Annotated in this window: 10 protein-coding genes and 1 pseudogene; 6 read left to right on the plus strand and 5 right to left on the minus strand. The window is 36.4% G+C overall.

Annotated features, from left to right (window positions below; genetic code table 11):
* Nucleotides 1-18: 18 nt before the first annotated feature.
* The 4 genes from PL77_RS19930 to PL77_RS19945 all read left to right on the plus strand — a co-directional run bounded on the left by PL77_RS19930 (nt 19) and on the right by PL77_RS19945 (nt 5,830).
* Entirely contained in the window at nt 19-1,212 is a 1,194-nt protein-coding gene (locus PL77_RS19930; protein WP_044209345.1) for a DegT/DnrJ/EryC1/StrS aminotransferase family protein, read from the plus strand.
* 6 nt (nt 1,213-1,218) lie between these two features.
* Entirely contained in the window at nt 1,219-2,298 is a 1,080-nt protein-coding gene (locus PL77_RS19935) for an iron-containing alcohol dehydrogenase family protein (protein ID WP_044209347.1), read from the plus strand.
* A 484-nt stretch (nt 2,299-2,782) separates the two neighbouring features.
* A complete protein-coding gene (locus tag PL77_RS19940) occupies nt 2,783-4,708 on the plus strand; it encodes a 7TM diverse intracellular signaling domain-containing protein (protein ID WP_044209350.1) in 1,926 nt (641 codons plus the stop codon).
* A gap of 93 nt (nt 4,709-4,801) precedes the next feature.
* Nucleotides 4,802-5,830 carry a DUF3667 domain-containing protein gene (locus PL77_RS19945; protein WP_044209353.1) on the plus strand — a complete coding sequence of 343 codons (1,029 nt, stop codon included), beginning with the start codon at nt 4,802-4,804 and terminating at the stop codon, nt 5,828-5,830.
* A gap of 135 nt (nt 5,831-5,965) precedes the next feature.
* On the opposite strand, the gene PL77_RS19950 is transcribed toward PL77_RS19945, so the two are convergent.
* From PL77_RS19950 to PL77_RS19960, 3 genes are all read right to left on the minus strand, one after another.
* Complete coding sequence (locus PL77_RS19950) at nt 5,966-6,910, minus strand: hypothetical protein (protein WP_044209356.1); 945 nt, start codon at nt 6,908-6,910, stop codon at nt 5,966-5,968.
* A gap of 72 nt (nt 6,911-6,982) precedes the next feature.
* Entirely contained in the window at nt 6,983-10,912 is a 3,930-nt protein-coding gene (locus PL77_RS19955; protein WP_172665909.1) for an Ig-like domain-containing protein, read from the minus strand.
* A 480-nt stretch (nt 10,913-11,392) separates the two neighbouring features.
* Entirely contained in the window at nt 11,393-14,803 is a 3,411-nt protein-coding gene (locus PL77_RS19960; protein ID WP_044209360.1) for an NPCBM/NEW2 domain-containing protein, read from the minus strand.
* 46 nt (nt 14,804-14,849) lie between these two features.
* On the opposite strand from PL77_RS19960, the gene PL77_RS31850 reads away from it, so the two are divergent.
* Entirely contained in the window at nt 14,850-15,026 is a 177-nt protein-coding gene (locus PL77_RS31850; RefSeq protein WP_156152452.1) for a hypothetical protein, read from the plus strand.
* Between the two features lie 200 nt (nt 15,027-15,226).
* Here PL77_RS31850 and PL77_RS19965 read toward each other — a convergent pair whose 3' ends face one another.
* The gene (locus PL77_RS19965; protein ID WP_044209363.1) at nt 15,227-18,418 is read right to left on the minus strand and encodes a glycoside hydrolase family 2 TIM barrel-domain containing protein; all 3,192 of its coding nucleotides are present in this window, start codon (nt 18,416-18,418) and stop codon (nt 15,227-15,229) included.
* A 551-nt stretch (nt 18,419-18,969) separates the two neighbouring features.
* Here PL77_RS19965 and PL77_RS19970 point away from each other — a divergent pair.
* Nucleotides 18,970-20,355, plus strand: a complete 1,386-nt coding sequence (locus PL77_RS19970; RefSeq protein ID WP_044209365.1) for a hypothetical protein — start codon at nt 18,970-18,972, stop codon at nt 20,353-20,355.
* 182 nt (nt 20,356-20,537) lie between these two features.
* On the opposite strand, the pseudogene PL77_RS32055 reads toward PL77_RS19970, so the two are convergent.
* Nucleotides 20,538-20,797, minus strand: a pseudogene (locus PL77_RS32055) (hypothetical protein); the annotation flags it as partial.

Here is a 20,797-nt window from a genome sequence, read left to right on the forward strand (position 1 = left end):
AAAAAATATTATATAATTATGCCAGGAACGGAATATTTTGGTGCAGAAGAGAGAAAAGAAGTAAATGACGTATTAGAGTCAGGAATGCTTTTCAGATACAATCACGATGACCAACGTAACGGTCATTGGAAAGCTCGTGAATTTGAGCAATTATTTGAAGAATATACTGGTGCTAATCACGCTCACGCTGTATCAAGTGGTTCTGCGGCTGTAGCTTGTATGATGGCTGCTGCTGGAATCGGACACGGTGATGAAGTGATCTGTACTCCTTTTACTTTTATTGCTCCTATTGAAGCAGTATTATTTGCTGGTGGTATTCCTGTATTTGCTGAGGTAGATGAGACACTAAACTTAAGTGCTGCATCAATCGAAGCTGCTATTACACCAAGAACTAAGGCTGTATTATTAGTACACATGTGTGGTGCTGCAGCTGACTTAGACGGAATTAAAGCCGTTTGTGATAAGCATAATATCAAACTTTTAGAAGATGCTGGACAAGCTTTAGGTGCTTTCTACAAAGGAAAACACGTAGGTTTATTCGGTGAGGCAGGTGCTGTTTCATTTGACTTCTTCAAAATCACTACTGCCGGTGAAGGTGGTGTTTGCTTTACAAACGATAAAGATAAATATGAGGTGATGGCTCAGTTCTCTGACCATGGTCACTCTCACGTTGGCGACAACAGAGGTATGGAAGCTCACCCTGTAATGGGATTCAACTACAGATTAGGTGAATTGAACGCAGCTGTAGCAGTAGCTCAAATGCGTAAATTGGAGATGATCCGTGCCAACAACAAGAAAAACAAAGCAATCCTAAAAGAGAGATTAAAGAATGAAGTACCTTTCATTACTTTCCGTTGTCTTCCAGACGAAGAAGGTGATTCGGCTACTTTCTTAAACTTCTTTATGGAAACTCCTGAATTAGCTGAGAAAGCTTCTAAAGAGGTTCAAGGTGTTGCTTACTGGTATACGAACATGTACCACTTCATCAACCAATGGGATCACTTAAAAGCATTAAAATCTCCATACAAATTAGCGATTCACGACTACGAACACCGTCAAGATTGGGACAACCTTGAGCTTCCAAAGTCACAAAACATCATTGGTAGATTATTATCAATTGGTATCCGTGCGACTTGGACTGAAGAAGAGATCCATGCATTTGCAGATCAATTAGTTGCTCAATTAAAAAGTGTTGTTGAAGTAGTAGAATAATATATCATGCATAAGAATTTTAAAAACATAGATAAAATCGTTTACGGTAAAGGTGCGTTTAATCAAATTGACGATATTCTTGCTGCTAAACGTGATGAGAACGATAAATTTATGGTTTTCATCGTAGATAAATATTTCGAAGGTAAAGAACTTGCTGATCGTATTCCTGCTCACGCAGAAGACATGGTTTTCTTTGAAGACATCGATCAATACGAGCCAACTACTGACCAAGTAGATAATCTTCGTGACAAAATTCTTGCTGAGAAAGGTGTTCCTGCTGGTATCATTGGTATTGGTGGTGGTTCTATTATGGACATCGCTAAAGCATTATCTTTGATGGTAACAAACGAAGGTTCTTCACAATTATACCAAGGCTTAAACTTGGTGAAGAAAGCGGGTGTTTATCACATGGGTGTTCCTACAGTAGCAGGTACAGGTGCTGAATGTTCTATGACAGCAGTATTGACTGGCCCTGTTAAGAAATTAGGTTTGAAGTGTGACTGGACAGTTTTCAACCAAGCTGTTCTTGACCCTGAGTTATTAAGCACTGTGGATACGAACCAATGGTTCTATACAGGTATGGATTGCTATATCCACTGTATCGAAGCGGAAAGCGGTCTTTACTTCAATGCTTACTCTAAAGCATACGGTGACCAAGCTTTAGCACTTTGCCGTGAGGTTTACTTAGGTGAAAACGCAGGTCAAAACCTAGAAAATGATGAAAAACTAATGATCGCTTCTTTATTCGGTGGTCTTAGCTTAACATACTCAGAGGTGGGTGCATGTCACGCTTTATCTTATGGTTTATCAAAAATCTTAGGTACAAGACATGGTTATGCAAACTGTTTAGCATTCTATCACTTAGAGGAATTCTATGGTGATGCTGTAAACGAATTCAAGTCAATGATTGAGAAGCACAATGTTGATCTTCCTCAAGGTCTTTCGAAAGAATGGTCTGAAGAGACAATTGATGCTATGGCTGAAGTTGCTTACAACCTTCCTCACATGTGGAACCACGCTATTGGTCTTGATTGGAAAGAGAAGTGGACAAAAGAGGATATCAAGAAATTATATAGAAGATTATAATCATCCATAATCTTTCATTTTTAAGGTAAGTCTGTAATTTGTTATAGGCTTACCTTTTTTGTTTTCAATTTGAACTTACTGCACTATAAACGCCTATCGATCACCTATAACCTCCCTAGAGTAACCAAAATCACCAAAAAGACTTTAATTCACTATCTATCAATATCCTACAACTCTTTTTTGTAATATTAAAATCTGAAATGCTATTATTTCATTAACTTTCAACTACTTTTTATATTATTTTTGCCCTAGTTTTAATAAATTAGAGCTGTATTATATGAGAATGCACTCTTGTTAAGATGTGACTTTTTTGATTTTTATATTATGTAAGACAATGTACTTGCATTTTACTTTTCCATCTATCTAAACTAAAATGAATAAATACAAACTAGTTTTTCTATTTATCTTATTAGCTCAATTAACGTCTACTTACGCCTCTACCCCCATTAATATTAGTGATAAAACAGAGGTATTCATAGATTAATTGCATCAATTTGATATAAATACGATACAAAATAAAGAGTTTAAAAATTTAGGTGAAAAAGTTTTAAACTTCGGAAATAACAAAGCTACTATCTGGATTCGTTTTAAGCTTCAGAATAATTTCCATGAACCTATTTTACATTTAAAAACCGCATTAATTGAGGAGGTAAACTTATACACTCCTATTGATGATGCTGTCTATGATTTACAAGAGGATGGGTACACCAAAAACTTTTTTGACAAAGAATATAAGATTCCAAATACCTATTTTAATATCAATAGTGATTTTAATCCAGACCGCTATTTTTATCTAAAAATAGATGCCAATTATCTTCAATTTTGGTTGTATTATGGATCTTCAAAATCCTATTTGCAATATGTATATGACACAAGTATAGCAGACGGTATTTATTATGGATTCATTCTCATTATGTTGATCTATAACCTGTTTGTTTACTTTAGTGTGAAAGATGATACCTACCTGTATTATGTTTTATATGTATTAGCCGTTGGGCTGATGGTTGCACACTTCCAGGGGCACGATGCACACTTATGGGGAAATATACATTTTATTGCGAAAAGAGGACCAATGTGGCCTGCCATTGCAGGGCTAGCTTCTGTCGTTTTTGGCTATAAATTCCTTAAGATCAAACAGACCCTGCCAAAGCTTAGAGCTTTGTATTATACAGGGATGGGTGTATTTGGAATTGCTATACTTGCTGTTCTTTTTGGTTTTAATTTGGCTTGTTCCATCCTCAATCAGATCGGTGGGCTTTTTGGAGCCATCATTATGCTGTACTCTTCAATCACATTGATCAATAAAGGGAAAAAAGAAGCTCGCCTTTTCTTAATTGCCTTTAACTGTTATTTGTGTGCTGCTGTGGTATTTGTATTGGCTGGTGCTGATATCATTCCTTATAACAAACTCACGGACTATGCTTGGCAAATTGGCTCTACTTTCGAGATGTTCTTCTTAGCCCTTGCAATTGGTCAGAAAATTAATGAGTTGGAGATGGAGAAAAGTAATCTTATCATCAATCAGAATAAGATACTGGAAGAGAAAGTTACGGAAAGGACTGAGGAACTCAACGCTACAAACGAGGAATTAAGTGTATTGGTAGAGCAAGTATATCAACAAAATGAGATGATCAATAAGAAGAATTCTGACTTGGAATCTTCTATTAACTATGCTCAAAGAATTCAAAAATCTATACTACCAACTGACGAAGAACTAAAGGCTAATATTCAGTCCTTCTTCATCTACTACAAACCTAAAGATGTTGTAAGTGGTGATATTTACTGGTATGAGAAAATGGGTGATCACCATTTCTTTGCAGCGGTAGATTGTACGGGGCACGGTGTACCAGGTGCATTCGTCTCTATGATGGCAAGTAATTTACTCAGAGAGATTGTGGCAGCCTCAAAGTCACCTTCACCCAATGAAGTATTAGATCAGTTGGATGAACATGTAAAGAAAAATTTCAACCAAAAAAATAATAACAATAAGGAAGGGATGGATATTTCTCTTTGTATTTGGGATGATACAAAAGAAAACCTATACTACGCCGGAGCTAAAAACCCTCTTGTGATCTTGAGAGAGGACAACAAAATAGAAACAATAAAAGGAGATAAGAAATCTGTTGGAGGAAACATTCATCCACACTATGATGCCATGAGATTTACGTCTCATCATATTCCACTCACGGATGATATTAAAGGATTTTACATTTTCTCTGATGGTATACAGGATCAGTTTGGCGGGGAAAAAGGTAAAAAATTAATGAAAAAAGGCCTTCTTGATATCATACAAAAATACGGTGATCTCAACGTGGAAACACAAGGACAAAAAATTGAAGCTGATATTGAACAATGGAAAGGGAATCAAAAACAGATCGATGATATGTTGCTAATTGGTTTTCTTCCATAATAAATCTATTTTTAAAAGCATGTTCCAATTACCTTTTCAAAATTGAGCATGCTTTTTTAAATGACTAAACTTCCTTCTCTTAAATAATTATAAATGACAAAGCAAGATTTAAACTGTACTAACTGTGGTCATGAATTTTCACCGGGTGAGCATTATTGCCCTTCATGTGGTCAAAGCAGGGCAGATTACAACACCAACTTTCTCACCATCATCAAAGACTATATCAATGAAGCTTTTGGTATTGACTCTAAATTAAAGCACACTTTTATCCCGTTTTTCACTAAACCTCAATTTCTCACTGAAGAGTTTCTAAAAGGAAGACGACAAAGTTATGTACATCCCGTCCGATTGTATCTGATTTCAAGTTTATTCTTCCTCTTCATTTTCAACAATGTCATTATTGACAAGCACTCTTTCAGCTTGGACCTTGAAAAGCATTTACCAAAAGATAGAAACGAAAAATTTCTCTCCATAGATATCGATGAAGGAAATGACAAATCAGATAAAGTAGAAGCTTTAGTAGATTCGATAAAAAATGAGTACCCAAATCATGAAGAAAACGATGAACTTATTTCGGAGGAAGATGATAAAAGGCTTCGAGATATCATGTGGTTTATTCGAGAAACCGAAACCGTAGATGATCAAACTATAGAAGATTCATTGGGTATTACATCGTGGTATCAAGTGAAAATGATAAAGCAGGCTCAATATTTTTATAAAGAAAAAGGGGTTACTTTTTTTCAAACGGTTATAGAAAATATTCCTATTGCAATTATGTTGTTAGTTCCTTTGTTTGGGTTGTACTTAAAACTTTTATACATCCGAAATAAGGAAAATTTATACATTCAACATTTGCTGCTCTCCGTTCATCTACATGCCTTTTCTTTGTTCATTTTTGGGGCTATCATACTGTCTACTCTAATTCCATGGGAAACGATGAGTTGGGTAGCTAATGGGCTATTTATTTATTGGATGGTAATGGTATTATTGATGTTTAAAAAATTCTATAAGCAAGGATGGAGTAAGACTATTATTAAGTTATTTGTAGCATCTTCATTTCATAGTTTTATGATTTTCTGGATCATTTTATTTGAAATTCTGATTAGCTTATTGATTTTTTAGAGTTTTATAGGATCTAATTTTAAGGTTCTTTCTTCCTCACTTTTGTTCTAAACACAAAGCGAAGACAATAAAAAAGCATGCTTGTAACTTCATATCAATTACAAGCATGCTAAAATTGGATAGACGTCTTTATTTTTAGATTTTAGAGACTTTTACTTCTTTCTCTAGGTATTTTTCAACCCACTTCTCTCCCTCTTCATTCAAATCTCCCGTTTTTAAATCTATTCCTTTCCAAGAATCATAAAGAACAAGGCCGTTAACTCCTGCTTTAATAGCTGCTTCAATTCGGATATCCTTATCTTTAAATTTCTTGTTCATATTGGTTTCTGAATCCCATACTTTCAAGCCTTTGGCCGACTTAAAGAATTTAGACCACTTGTTGTGTTCAAACCCAAGGTTATGTGTTGTTGCTACAGCAATGTAATCTTTGATATCTGTTTTGTTCAAGATCTTCGTTCCTGAACCCACGCCCCAAGTACATGGACCTATTAATTGAGCTTCAATATTATTTTCAGCCAATCTTTGATAGGTTTCACTGATTTGGCTTGCCGTCCAATATTGACCTGGCTGCCCATCTTCATTAAAAGGACAAATCCAATCTACGGGATATTCTTTAGAGAACTTCAAGATACGCTCTACTAATAAATCAGTGGCTTGATCATCTCCTAATACTTTTTGGCCAGTATTTTTACCCTTATTGATTCTGTTGACAATTCTACGAGCACCTTCCCAAAGTGCAGGATTGGCGAATATCTTAAATCCTCTGGCTTTTGCTTCATGGTATAGGTAATCATACATCTTTGGGTTAGGGTTCACCTCTTCACCAAAGATTGTGATACGGACACCATCTACTTGCATCTTTTCAAAACCGTCCAATAAATGATTGATCTGCGTCGTATCCTTTAATTTATTGTGGATTTGTGCTTGCTTTACATCAGCAATTACAATTTCCAAATTGCCCTTGTACTTCTCATTCGATGGAGTTTGTACAATATTGTTTGTCTTCTTTTTGTTGGCGTTTACACACCCCACCAACATTAGTGCAGACAGAAGTACCGCTGTTATTTGTTTGATTCTCATCTTTTTAATGTTTGAAAGAAAATAGGCCACCAAGTCATTTCAGCAACCTATTTATTACACACTTTTCACTAATTACTTGAAAATTACCTTCCTAATTAGGAATTGACTACCCACACCCACTTTGATGAGGTATAAGTTATTTTTATTGAATTGATATGGAATTGTTACTGAACCATTAGATGGAATTTGATGCTCTTCACTCAAAAGTACCTGCCCATCCAAATTATAAAGTGCCAATGCTACAAACTGACTCCTTTGAGATTTATCTTTAATTTGAATACCATCATTGGTATAAGTCACCTCTAAATCTTGTGCTAATTCATCTTCAATACTCGTTACATCATCATTTGTAACGGTGATCGTAACTGTACCTATATTACTTTCGGTTTTTCCATCATTGGCTACATAAGTGAAAGTCACTTCTCCTTCAAAGCCCGCTTCCGGGTAATATTCTACGCTACTACCCAAAAGATCTAATCGACCTGAAGTCACATTTTTGATAATATGGTAACTCAAATCATCACCATCTTGATCAGTACCTTTTAGTTCGATAAATACAGCACTAGAATTTCTTACTTCTACTGTGATATCTTCTACAACAGGTGCGTTATTTTCCTCTTCTTCTTCTCCAGTATTTCTAACCAAAAATGTAATTGTTCCTGTTTCGCTATTTTCAAAACCGTCCTTGGCTACAAAAGTCAAATGATCTTCTCCATGGAACCCTTCATTAGGTGTGTAGCTTAAGTTAGGTACATCACCAGTTATTGTTCCGTTAGTAGGTTGATTTACAATACTAAATGTCAGATCATTGTTATCATCATCCGAGCCTGTTAGTACAAAAGAAACGGTCTCTCCTTGATTGAATAAAAACTCTTGATCATTTACAACAGGTTTGTTATTGACAAACGGTGTTACTGTAATGGTTACTGTGGCCGTATTACTGTAATCTTTACCATCAAATGCTTTAAAAGTAAATGTATCAGTACCATCAAATCCGTCATTGGATTGATAGGTTAAATTTGGTAATTCACCCGTCAATGTTCCATTCGAAGGCTGATCAACAAGCTCATACGATAAATCATCTCCATCCTCATCCGTTGCCGTTAATGTTACTTGAAGTGAAGCTGTAGACATTACTTCCAGATTTTGTGCAATAGCTAGTGGAGCGTTATTTGGAATTGGGTTGACAGTGATGCTTACAGTAGCTACTTCACTATACACTTGCCCATCTGTTACTTTAAAAGTAAAGCTATCATTACCCTCAAAACCTGCATTAGAAACATAAATCAAATCAGGTAAATCTCCTGTCAAAGTCCCGTTAGTAGGCTCATCAACCAACTCAAAAGTTAGTTCGTCATCCTCAGCGTCAGTTGCTTCTAAAGTAATATTGATGGACTCTTCAGAAGTCACTTCCACCTCTTGACTTTTAGCAACTGGAGCTGTATTTGGAATTGCTTCAATAGTGATACTTATAGTGGCTACATTACTATAAGCCACACCATCAAATGCTTTGAAAGTAAAGCTATCATCACCTACAAATCCTGCATCGGATACATAAGTTAGGTTCGGTAATTCACCTGTTAATGTACCATTTGTTGGTTGGTCCACAATTTCATACGTAACAGCATCTCCGTCTGCATCAGTAGCTTCTAATACAACAGATAAATTCTGTTCAGAAGTAACCGATAAATCTTGATCCACTGCCACTGGAGCTGTATTAGGTAGATCACTCACTACAATTTCAACAGTAGCAACATTACTATAATCTGTACCATCGAAAGCTTTAAAAGTAAAACTATCATCACCTACAAATCCTGCATCGGATACATAAGTCAGATTTGGTAATTCCCCTGTTAATGTACCGTTTGATGGCTCAGTCACCAACTCATACGTTAGTGGATCTTCATCAGCATCTGTTGCCTCTAAAGTGATTGCTACACTTTGAGCAGACATTACTTTCACGACTTGATCTTTTGCTTGTGGGGCCGTATTTGGAACAGGGTTTACAGTAATAGTCACTTTCACTGCCTCACTGTACGCAATTCCATCAAAAGCTCTAAATGTAAAACTATCTTCACCCTCAAAGTCTGCATTAGATACATACTTTAAATTAGGTACATCACCTGTTAAAGTACCATTGGCTACGTCAGTTACAATTTCATACGTTAAGTCATCTCCATCAGCATCTGTAGCCTCCAAAGTGATGTTCAACTCATTGCCTGAAATAATATCCAATGTTTGAGATACAGCAACAGGGGCACTATTCCCTTCATTCATTACAGTGATAGCTATTGTACCTTCATTACTGTCTGTACGACCGTCATTTGCCACATAAGTGAAAGTTTCAATTCCTTGATAGTTTTGATTTGGTGTGTACTTGTAAGCATCACCTACCATTTCAAGTACTCCATTTTGAGGCTGTGTTTTGATACTTAGTTTAATAATATCATTGTCAGCATCTGTACCTTCTAAACTGAATTGCACCGCCTCTCCTTTTGTAGTTGATAAAGTCACTTCCTGAACTACAGGAGCTACATTACTACGGCTATTTGTATTGTTTCTGAAATGCTCATTTAACACTTCTACTTCCGTTTTCTTCGCTGTTAATTCCGCTGATGTTTTTGTCTCATCAAAAGTAAAATCAACTGCCGCTTGTAAAGCTTCTTTATAGCGATTTACAATTTCTTGTAGATACTCTGTATCGCCAGTACCAATGACAGCATTGACCAATAAATCTTGCCCTGCTACTATTTCACTGTAAAGTTCATAAGCATCTGTTGGGACTACAGTACCACGAATACTGACGTGATCAAAAGTAAAATATTCTCTTAGTGATGAACCATCCGTTTTACCTGTTCTGTTCAAACCCACCATAAATGAGTAACTATCTTCAAAAACTAAGTTATCTTGGAAAAGTCCACTCATAAAGTCCATTTCATTGACCCCATTTCCATATTTTTCTACTCCTGATAAAACATCAAGCTGATAATAATCGACTCTTGTTCCTCCCCCGTCTCTTGCTTTATCATGATAAATAGAAGCTCTATATGCCCTTGATTTACTGTATTCTCCAGACCCTGCAAATATTAATTCATAATTATGAATCATCGCTTTGTAGCCTTCTGCAACAGTCATATCGTAAATAAAACCAACTTTATTAAAACCTAGGTTATTGTTATTATTGGCCAAACGCATACTAAACGTTTTATCTTGCTTCCATTGTGACTCACCTCCTTGTCTCGTCATCTCAGTTGCAGAAATATTTTGATTGGTAGAAACTGCTGTCATGTCTTTATTATCTAAAGCATAATCTATTTCAAAAGTTGGGATTGAAAGACCTGCCACGTATTCACCCTCAATGATTACTTTGTCTACATACCAATTGAAAATATCATCCTCATAAACTCCTCCTCCATCTTCTTCGGGAATAGGGTTTCCGCCTACTCTCTCTCCTCGACCAGTCAAATAAACAGAAAGGTACTCTCCGTTTTTAACGTTGCTGTAATTCTCATGAGGAATGTATTCCGTTTCTTCTAACTCATCTGAAAACAATAGATTTCCTGACGATTGCTCAGGATCACTATTTGAGATAGCGTTACCGTTTGTTTGAGTTCCAATTCTAAACATGTAAGTATTACCTGTGCCATCTTCTCCAATAGCATTTGGATCTCCTGCGTGATCTGATTTCTGGATCACTCTTACCTTGTTAATTTTAAACTTAGCTCCTGTATTGGTATGGATATCAAAACGGAAAAAAGTATTACTATAATTTGTAGCGTTGTTATTGGTGATTTGGGTTACAGCCATATTCTCTGTAATCCCTTGATTTACTAATTTTGATCCACCGACAATTGCTCTTTGAGGATAAATCACATGATCCCCAATTCCTGTAGTCGAAGCACCAAAACCATTTTGAAAGTCGTAAGTAATTGTTACTGCTTCTTGGGCGTATCCCCCCAATGATAGTAGCAACAATACGCTAATAATAATAATTCGATTCATTGTCATACTGATTAATAGTGTTATAAAGGGAGCTTGGGACCTCATGATCATTATTGACCGGTATTAGATCCCAAGCTTATGTTTCGTTCATTGTAAACTAAATTTTCATCAACTTTCACTTCGTCTTTTTGTAAGATTCCAAAACATCTACTTTCAAACTTCCTTCTTCTTCGTTTTTGTCTTGAAACAAAAAGAAGCAAAAAATTCAAGGCTTTGAAGTCAAAAGCTAAATTCCATTTCTCTCGCCTAAATGATTTTAAACTCGCTAAAGCTCAAACAAGAAAATCATTTTTAACGGCTCACTTCATGAAATTCTTAACGCTTTTCCCTTCAAGGCCGAGGAAAGTACTGCCAAACGAATTGGGTAGAATGCCATTGGCGCGAATGTTAAGCGTTAGCGGCATTCGTGTCCTACAGATCAACAGAAATCTCCTGATTTCTAAAAATCATAAATATTCGAAAACTTAGTTTACAATGTATTTAGTTCGATTTCAATAGTTTACCCACAAACACTTCATCTGCATTTGTGATACTGATAATATATAACCCTTGATTGAGTTGAGAAAGATTTAAATCCAATGCAATTTCATTTTGAAGAGATTGTTGTGTGATCATTCTTCCCATACTGTCATGAATAGTCAATGTTCCAGTCACTACTTTTGGTAAAGTGATGTGAACATTGGTTTGGAAAGGATTAGGGGCTATCTTTAATGAAGACCTATCAATTTCAACGCTTGTTACATCATCTTGGTAGTTCTCATTTTTGTATAAACGAGCATTGGCAACACCTACGTTAAATCCAAGACCTGAACTTGGGGAGGTTGTGATCTTTAAGGTCTCCACGTCTCTCACATCCACACTAATTTTTTCAATTGGTGTATTGGCTGTTATCGGTGCGGACTCATATAGTAATTCATCATCTCCAAACACTTTAAGGACCGCAGAACCACCTAAGAAATTGTCTTCCAAACCAATCTCTGCTTCAAAATCATCAAAGTAACGCTTCACATTGTACTCTACTTCAGTATAATAGCTCAGTGTCACTGCATCATACTGCTCTGAGCCATTGATCATCAAAACAGAATCCTCTGAGAAACCTTGATTCACTTTTAACTCTCCTAAATTCACTCTTGGTTGGATTTCTGATAAATAAGTAAACTCTTCCGTATCGACTACTTCCCATTGATAAATGGCCACTGTATAAGGTGCTACTTTATCAAAAGTGAAAGCGGTGGGATTATCCATTACGACAGGGCCTTCAATACGAATATTGGTAGGGTTATCGGATGTATTGTCCACATTAATATCATCAGCAAGTGCTATCCATTTTTTCAAGACCACTTTATCATTCATCTCAAATGGTAGCGTAGTGAAATCAAATGTAGTATTCAATTGTTTTCCATCTGATGTGTTAGGAATTACCACTGTTGCTATTGTATTCTCTTCATTGACAGATGCAGTAGGATAACTATTCCATATCTCCGCATTTTTGTGTGTATATTTTTCACCCTCAAAATCTGCTTTTACAAATTGATCCTGATGTAAATGTGTAAAGATATGATGCGCATAACCTTTCGCTTTCAAGAAACCTCCAAATCTCGTTTCGACCATTGTTGTACCATCATTCTTAAAGAAAGAGTGCGTTTGAATACCTAAAACTTCGTCTTTATAATTATTCATCATTTGATGCCACAATACAATGGCATGCGGAATAGCAGAGAAGTTTCTTGGCGTTCCGTATTCTGATAAGAATTGTTGTACATGAATATCTGTAAGGCTTGTATTGTCATATTTTTCAAGGTATTCTTTGAACTCATCTACTTTTGAATTGTATTTCGCAATTTGTGATAACTCAAAGATGTACTCTTGGCCTGAAGAAGCTTCTCCTCCTGGATAATAGTGTTTTGCTACGGCATCATAGGGTTCATTCTCATCGGCCATGTACTTAAAGAAGTTTTCATGTTCAAATGAACTTACTACTGTAATAGATGGGTCCACTGCCTTCATAGCGGCATAATACTCACTAAAACCTGCATGAGGACCTGAAGTATAATTGACCAATACATCTCCTAAACTTTCTGGAATAGCACCGTTTACACCATCACCAAACTTAAAAGTACCGTCTGTTCCGCTTGTGACAACAAAATGCTTGTCTGTCGCTGATGAATTATCAAAGTTTAAAACCTCTGTCCAAACTTCACCATCAATGCTCACTTTGAATTCTTGGCTTAAATCTATTGGAGGAAATTTCACTTTAAATTCCTGCTCTGGCGTACCGTCTAGCGTACATTCTTCTGCCACCCAAGTAGTTTGTTTTACAGCCCTTTGATTGGTGAAAGATTCTGTACCACCATAAACATAAAATCGAGCATCTCCAGAACGAATCGCGTCTCCTCCACGAACGTCATCACCATTTAATGGATAATTTAAGACAGACAATTCCCAATCGCCGTACAACTCGTTACCTACTTCCCAAACATTGATATTGTAAGGTTCGTATTGACCATTTTTTGCTCTTTCTAAAGCCCAATCTTTTCCTCCGTTTGGATTAGCCCCAACTTCGGCATTCATATATTCCACAAAGTCCGCTGCATCTTGAGGAGTTCCATAAGCAAAAGGAACCACGATTGAACCCTTATTCAAGTAAGTCGTATTCAATAGCTTTCCAAATTCATCGGGCCCAAAATTATTATTGAATGCTTTACCGTTGCTATGTGCATCAAGGTTATCTACTCTTTCACTCGTAGGTCCAATTGCTCTTTTCCAATTATAAAGGTTCGCCATTGTTCCCCCTGGGAATCTGAAAAATGCAGAACCTGTATAATTGGCCAGATCAATGACTCTTGGGTCTAAATCTTCTAATATTGGATTCCATAAGCCCTGTCCATCAGCATTGTAAGTAGAGTTTGCTCCATGCCACTCTGCTTTTCTTTCCATCAACATTGAGCTCCAATCCACTGTTACAGTAACGTCAGTTGGAATAATGATAACTTGGGATTTAAAGTGATCCAAAGCATCATCCATTTCTGTTGCTGCGGCGTCTAATTCCTCTTGCGAAAGGCTACAATCATCCATTTTTGATTTTGCAGTAGCAATATCTGCCTTCAATTGATCGATAGCCTCTTGTGAGTACTGACCTGAACCTTCTTTAATTGCTAAAAAGTTTTCTGCATCTAAAATACTTTGGCTGATTAAATCTTTATTGAGCTGAGGACCTTCCACCGTTTTGAAGTAGTCAAAAAATGTGATTACACCATTGTTCTTAGAACCTTGAGAATACATTTTGATTGTCGTGATTGGTGAGTCACGTACCACCTCAGGCAATGGTAACTGATCAAATTTCAAGACACCGTTTAAATAAATGGCAACTTGGTGATTGGCATTAAATACCATTCTTATTTCATACCATGTATCTACAGCATAATCTGCATCTAACAATGAATGCTCTTCCGGGAAGTTGCTACCACCCGGTACACTTCCATTTTCCAAAATATCCCATCTCAAATCTCTCTTCCCATAATCAGGGTATTTTAGACCAATCCAACATTTGTTGTTGGCATCCAAAAAGTCCATTTTGAAAGTATATCCACCACTATTATTGGACTTTACTCTAAAAGAGATTTCAAATTCACTTTGAGAGAATGCCTCATAATTAATGTTGGCTTTTGCATGTCCGCCACCTGCAGGTGTTTCCATATGCAACATCCCTTCTTTGAAATAAATATCACCACCATTGACATTTCCGGAAGTATTGATACTGATATAAGAAGGTAGATTATCCATATCTGTTTCTACTTCAAAATCATCATCAATCAATGTTTTACATTCTTGTCCGTGTACTTGCGTTATAGTCAGCAGAAAGAATAGAAAATAAAAAGTAATGTTTTTCATTTGTAGTTGTTATTTAAAAAATTCATTTCATAATTCAGCGATGGTTATGAGAGCAATATTAATCTTTAATGTAGCAAGTGTTAAGCCGATAGGCGTCACTTGTGATTCATTTTGGGGGAAATCTCCCGACTTCGAAAGAAATGGTTATTATTCCTTTTGTATTTCGAAGTCAGGAGACTTCGCCAATTATGTGTTCCAAGTGACGCTATCGCTTAACACTTGAAACATGGTCTCTAACTCAACATCGCTGCCTTTTTATAATGAAGTACCTGTTCAAAATTATCTATAGCTTAAATGCATTTGAATTAAACTCAGGTTTCGTTAAAATTTTTCGTCTTAGCTATGGCTAGGACTGTAAATTTTGCCTTACCTGAGATCAATTCATTCTACATTTATAAACTATATTTAATTATGATCAGCTACTTAAAGCTGAGATTTTTCTTCTTTTGATTTTGGAGAGATGTAGAATTGGAAATGATAAGGTTGTGATGGAACTCTATATTCCACCGATGGTCTACCTACCTCATTCCAAGAGTTGTTTCCTCCCACTCCCATTTGAATATGATCTATATTAACAGTCAGATAGTCCGACTTTTTCAAGTCAAATGTGTGTTTTGCCTCTTCAATATTTTGATCTGAATAAGGATAAACACTAAACTCAAATGGTTGAGCGCTTGAGAACTTCACACCACTATTTTCGTTGTTGGTCAAAACAAAATTTCTAGTGGCTGTTCTATTAGCATAAGCTTGAGGCAATGCATAATCTTGTGCAAACTCATTCAATTTCAAGGCATAAACACCCATCATTGCACCTACATTTCTATCAATATAATTTTCCTCAGGTCCTTTACCATACCATTCTATATTTGATAAAGTGTTGGGCACTTCCATTTGAATTCCAACTTTCACCATATTAGGTAATGGAGCATGAGGAACATAAGCTGCCTCTACATGTACATTACCGTCTTTACCCAATGTGTAAGTCGTGGTCCAAGAAGCCTTATTTTCAGGTAATTGATATTCTACATTGATGCATAGACCTTCATTAGAATCTTCGATGTGCATTGCACTGACCTTTAAATTCTTAGTAGCATTTTTCCAGTACTTTTTCTTCTTGTGTACATTAGATGCTCTCACGTCATTGTCAGTAGCTGGTCTCCAGAAATTTGGAGTCGGCATCTTGCTAACCAATTCATTATTTTGATAAACAATCTTTTCGATCGTTTGACCTTTTTCGTCTAAAACCACTTCAAAATCGTTGTATGAAATCTTGTTGCCCTTCTTACTCCATTCTCCCTGATTTTGAGCAAATGCAGGTGTGAACAATCCTCCTTGAGGAACTAAGTATTGATCTTGAGCTACAACATGACCTTTCTCTGCATATTTACGCTCTTCTTTTAAGGTTGCTTTTAGAGTAACAAAATACTCCTTAGAAAGTTCAAAATTAGAAATTGAGATAGGAAGTTTTACTTTTTGAGCTTTTCCTGCTTCAATAATCGGACAATCAAAAGTCCCTTTTTCTACCGATAAACCATTCGCTAAAACCTCATATTCAAAATCATAAATCGATGTATTTTCAAAAAAGTGACGGTTTGTAATAGCCACCTTGAAAGTCTTGAAATCAGCTACTTCAAAATGAATTGGTTGAAAAGCATGCTTGATCTCATACATCGCCGCTTTTGGTTGACCATCTGATGTAATCACACCATTTAAGCAGAAGTTGCTCGCATGGATATCTTCTCCAAAATCACCACCGTAAGCGAAATACTTTTCACCATTTTCCGCAGTCACCTCAATTCCTTGATCTCTCCAATCCCAAATGTATCCGCCTACAAGACGGTCTACACGTCGAATTAATGTCCAGTAATCTTCAAAGTTACCTGTACTGTTGCCCATTGAGTGAGCATATTCCGTCAAGATAATAGGACGGTTTGTTGGATCTTTTTCTGCTAATTCTTCTAAGCTTTCAAGTAACGGATAGAATCTCCCCAACATATCCAAGTACGAAGGGTCTGTACCATTTGAAACAATTTTGTTTTGATTTAATTTATCCTTGAATTCTTTTGAAGTGTAATCCAAATATTCCGGATGCGTTGGGTCACCTTGTCCACCTTCATAGTGAATCAAACGTGTAGGGTCAAAATCTTTAGTCCAACTTGCCATTGCAGCATGATTGAAACCTGTACCCGATTCATTACCTAGAGACCAGAATATGATCGACGGGTGGTTCTTATCTCTCTCTACCATTCTCACCATACGGTCTAAAAAGGCCCCCGACCACAAACTATTATTCGTTAAGTCACCTGTAATACCATGAGTTTCTAAATTTGCCTCATCCATTACGTATATACCATATTCATCACATAAGTCGTAAAACTTAGGGTCATTGGGGTAATGTGAAGTTCTTACTGCGTTGAAGTTAAACTGCTTTAATAATTTAATTTCGTGATGCATATCCTCTTCTGTCACCACTTTGCCTGTCAAATGATGATGATCATGACGGTTCACACCATAAATCAATACAGGTTGTCCATTGACTAGAAAACGGCCTTTCTCATCTGATTCAATCGTTCTGAAGCCCACTTTTGAGATACGAACTTCCACCACCTCATTTTTAGCATTGACCAATTCAATGTATAAATCATAAAGGTGAGGTTGTTCTGCTGACCATGTTTTTACATTTTCAATGCTTTGGCGAATATGTGCAAACGGCAAATCGTCTCTTTGAGGTCTCTTCTTAATCACTTTTTTCACACTTACCTCAGAAGAATTCACCTTCAAACCATTGTCCTTTAACGTTGTTCTGATCTTGTAATCCTTCCACTCCTGTTGAGCATAATGGTTGGTCACTTCAAAATGAATTTGTAAATCACCATTTGTATATTGATCTGTTAAACCTGCTCTTACAAAGAAATCATTGATTCTCATCTTGTTTTCTTTGATCAATTTCACTTCTCTATGAATACCAGACAATCTCCAGTGGTCTTGATCTTCAAGATAAGCACCATCAGAATAACGATACACTTTTAGTGCTACAGTGTTTTTTCCTTTTTTGATATAAGATGTAATATCAAATTCCGAAGGCAAACGGTCATCTTGACTGTAGCCCACCATTGTACCATTAATATTAAGCTCAAAAGCCGAAGTCACACCTCCGAAATGTAGAATTACTTTCTCTTTTGTCCAGTCGTTGCTTAATGAAAATTCCTTTTGATATAACCCAACTTCTTGTTTGGTGTGAGGAATAAAAGGAGGATTTACCTTACCCCAAGGGTATTTGGTATTGGTATAAATACGCTTCCCATAATCTAACATTTCCCAGTTAGAAGGGACTTCTATTTTATCCCACCCTTTTACGTTTAAATTAGAAATATCAATTTCTTCCGTAAAAGTGCCTACGTATTTAAAGTTCCATTTTCCATTTAAAGAAATAACATTGGATTGGTTGTCTTTAGTTGCTTCTTGAATGTTGTTGTAAGGAATGGACGTCGCTCTACCTTGCAATTTATTATATTGATAAAAAGTAGGGTCTTCCCATTTCAGGTGTTGTGCTGATAGATTAGAAGTCAGTATCACACATACGGCTATCAGTATATTTTTTATAGTTCTCTTCATCGTTAAAAGTTATATTCTTTCATCATACTTTTGACTTTACAATTTTAATCCTAATTGAAAGAAATGAGAGTTGACAAAATATGATAAAGGGGGGTAAGATTTCGTAAAACGCTGTTTTAGACCAGTTAAATACAGTTTTAGCAGAAATATGGTCAACTTTCAATCAAGCTTTCTACAAATTTTTATAGGATCTACTTTCAAGGTTCCTTCTTCTTCATTTTTCCATTGATGATATTTTATATCGCAAGTGTTAAGCCGATAGACGCCACTTGTGATGACCTATTGGCAAAGTCTCTTGACTTCGAAATGAATGATCAACTAGCGCGAATGTTTAGCTTTAGCGACATTCGTGTCTTACAGATCAGCAGAAGTCTCCCGACTTCTTTTATATCACAAGTGTTAAGGCGATAGGTTCCACTTGCGTGCGATGATATTTAGCGAAATTTCCTTCACTTATCGAATTTTTCAACCCCTAAATATGATTACGTACCCCTCTTCAAATTATAAAAACAACCTAATTGTAATTGTTACACTTACTATCAATTTTTGAAATGAAACAAATTATTTTAATCTCTTTCTTTGTTCAACTGCTATTCTGCTCTTGCACAAAAAACCTTATTGATGAGAACAAAAACATCCAACAGGTAAGTAATCAAAGAACTACATCCTTCACTACTTCCTATACTCAATACAGAGGAAATCTGGTTTGGGTGCTTGCTGATGTCAAACAGGCACAAATCAAAAATAAACTTACTTCAAAAAGTCAAATCGACAATTTGTTGGACGGCTTTGAAAAGATGGGAGTAAATGGCATCCGCATTACCATTTTTGCTGACAATGTAAATCCCAATACTGCCATGTTTGACTACCTCTACACTGAGGCTGTTAAAAGAAACCTTAAAGTATTTGCCAACCCTGCCCTTTGGGAAGGTGCACGCCGTATTGCTAACGGTGTTCTTTATGACGAAAATGGAGGTACAGGTGCTAGTGTTTTAGGAAAAACATGGGCTAAAAATGCATTGGTAGATCGTATTCGACGTTTTTCTAACCAGTATCCTTGTGATTGGATTTCTCCCTTCAATGAAGATGGTGCTCCTGGTAAATATTGGTATGCCAATCAAATGGACAATATCTACAGTGAGCTATACGGAAATGTGAATGGGGCTGAATTGATTGGTCCTTGTACATGGGGTATCCCTGCCGGAACGGACATTCTAAATCAAACGAATATCAAGCAGTATATTAGTATTGCTACGACGCATAACCTTGGTTTTGATCACAACGCATGGGATGGATTTATTCAAGCTTCTGGCAACTTGCCTACTTGGGATTCGGAAACTAACCTCAACAAAAAATATGACGACAAAGCTATCCGAATTGATGCTGCTATTGATGCAGGAGTCAATGGACTGGTGTTGTATGATAGTTGGAAAGGTGTGAATTTATCCAACGGAGAATTGAACAGTACTGGAGAGTTATTCAGAGAAAAAGTAGTTCCGTTTTATTATATCCAAAATTATGGTACCTCTCAAAGACTTAGACCACTAAACAATCAAAATGGAGCCACAATGGTGATGGATAGTAACACCGCTTCAGATTATTACTGTCAATGGTCTATTGAAAAAGGAAATGAAGGCTATTTCCGATTCAAAAATAGAGCTACGGGAATGTATTTCCGTCCAATAGAGAATGATGATTTTTCTGATTTAATTCAGAGGGCTACTTTCAGTGGTGTAGCTCATCATATTGAATGGGAAATTGAAGTCGATGCAGATACTCACCTTCTAACAAATCATGGTTCAGGAAAACGCTTCAGAGCCAAAAACAACGGGAAGAATTATAGTAATTCTTCTTCCATTGACGACATCAAAGTCGAGCAAGCTCCAAAAGCATGGACCGGTGACCAAACAAAATGGACACTTAACCCCATTAATTAAGAAACAATTTCTGGTGTTCCATTAATGAAGCACCTTATTATTTAAATCAAGTGTAACGAATGGAGAACTTTCTAAAAGGGAGTTCTCTTTTTTTTAAGGTGGGAACAAAAGCGAATAAATAGGCTATTACTTACCTTCATTAACCCATGATTTAAAATCATGGGTTGATGATGGTAAAGGACTTACTCTTCAAGTTTTGAGATTCTTTCCAATAATTGTTGAATTAGTTTCTCTTGACTTTCCACTTTATCCAAGGATCGAGTAAGATCTTCAATCTTTTTCTCTTGCTCAATAGTATACAACGTCAATTCCTCAATTTTCCTCAATAACATCGCTTCTGTTTCCCCTACATTCACTCCATTTTCTTCTACTTCTTTGGCTGAAGGAACATCTGGTAAATGTTTATGTTCTTTGATATGGGCTTCTACTTCTGAGAGAGATT

The organism is Flammeovirga sp. OC4, from assembly GCF_000812565.1.
GTDB lineage: Bacteria > Bacteroidota > Bacteroidia > Cytophagales > Flammeovirgaceae > Flammeovirga.

Bases quoted from the DNA above. Each gene is read 5' to 3' on its own strand.
- PL77_RS19965 (WP_044209363.1), bottom strand. From the start codon at position 18,418: ATGAAGAGAACTATAAAAAATATACTGATAGCCGTATGTGTGATACTG.
- PL77_RS19945 (WP_044209353.1), top strand. From the start codon at position 4,802: ATGACAAAGCAAGATTTAAACTGTACTAACTGTGGTCATGAATTTTCA.
- PL77_RS31850 (WP_156152452.1), top strand. From the start codon at position 14,850: ATGAGAGCAATATTAATCTTTAATGTAGCAAGTGTTAAGCCGATAGGC.
- PL77_RS19955 (WP_172665909.1), bottom strand. From the start codon at position 10,912: ATGAATCGAATTATTATTATTAGCGTATTGTTGCTACTATCATTGGGG.
- PL77_RS19950 (WP_044209356.1), bottom strand. From the start codon at position 6,910: ATGAGAATCAAACAAATAACAGCGGTACTTCTGTCTGCACTAATGTTG.
- PL77_RS19930 (WP_044209345.1), top strand. From the start codon at position 19: ATGCCAGGAACGGAATATTTTGGTGCAGAAGAGAGAAAAGAAGTAAAT.
- PL77_RS19935 (WP_044209347.1), top strand. From the start codon at position 1,219: ATGCATAAGAATTTTAAAAACATAGATAAAATCGTTTACGGTAAAGGT.
- PL77_RS19970 (WP_044209365.1), top strand. From the start codon at position 18,970: ATGAAACAAATTATTTTAATCTCTTTCTTTGTTCAACTGCTATTCTGC.
- PL77_RS19960 (WP_044209360.1), bottom strand. From the start codon at position 14,803: ATGAAAAACATTACTTTTTATTTTCTATTCTTTCTGCTGACTATAACG.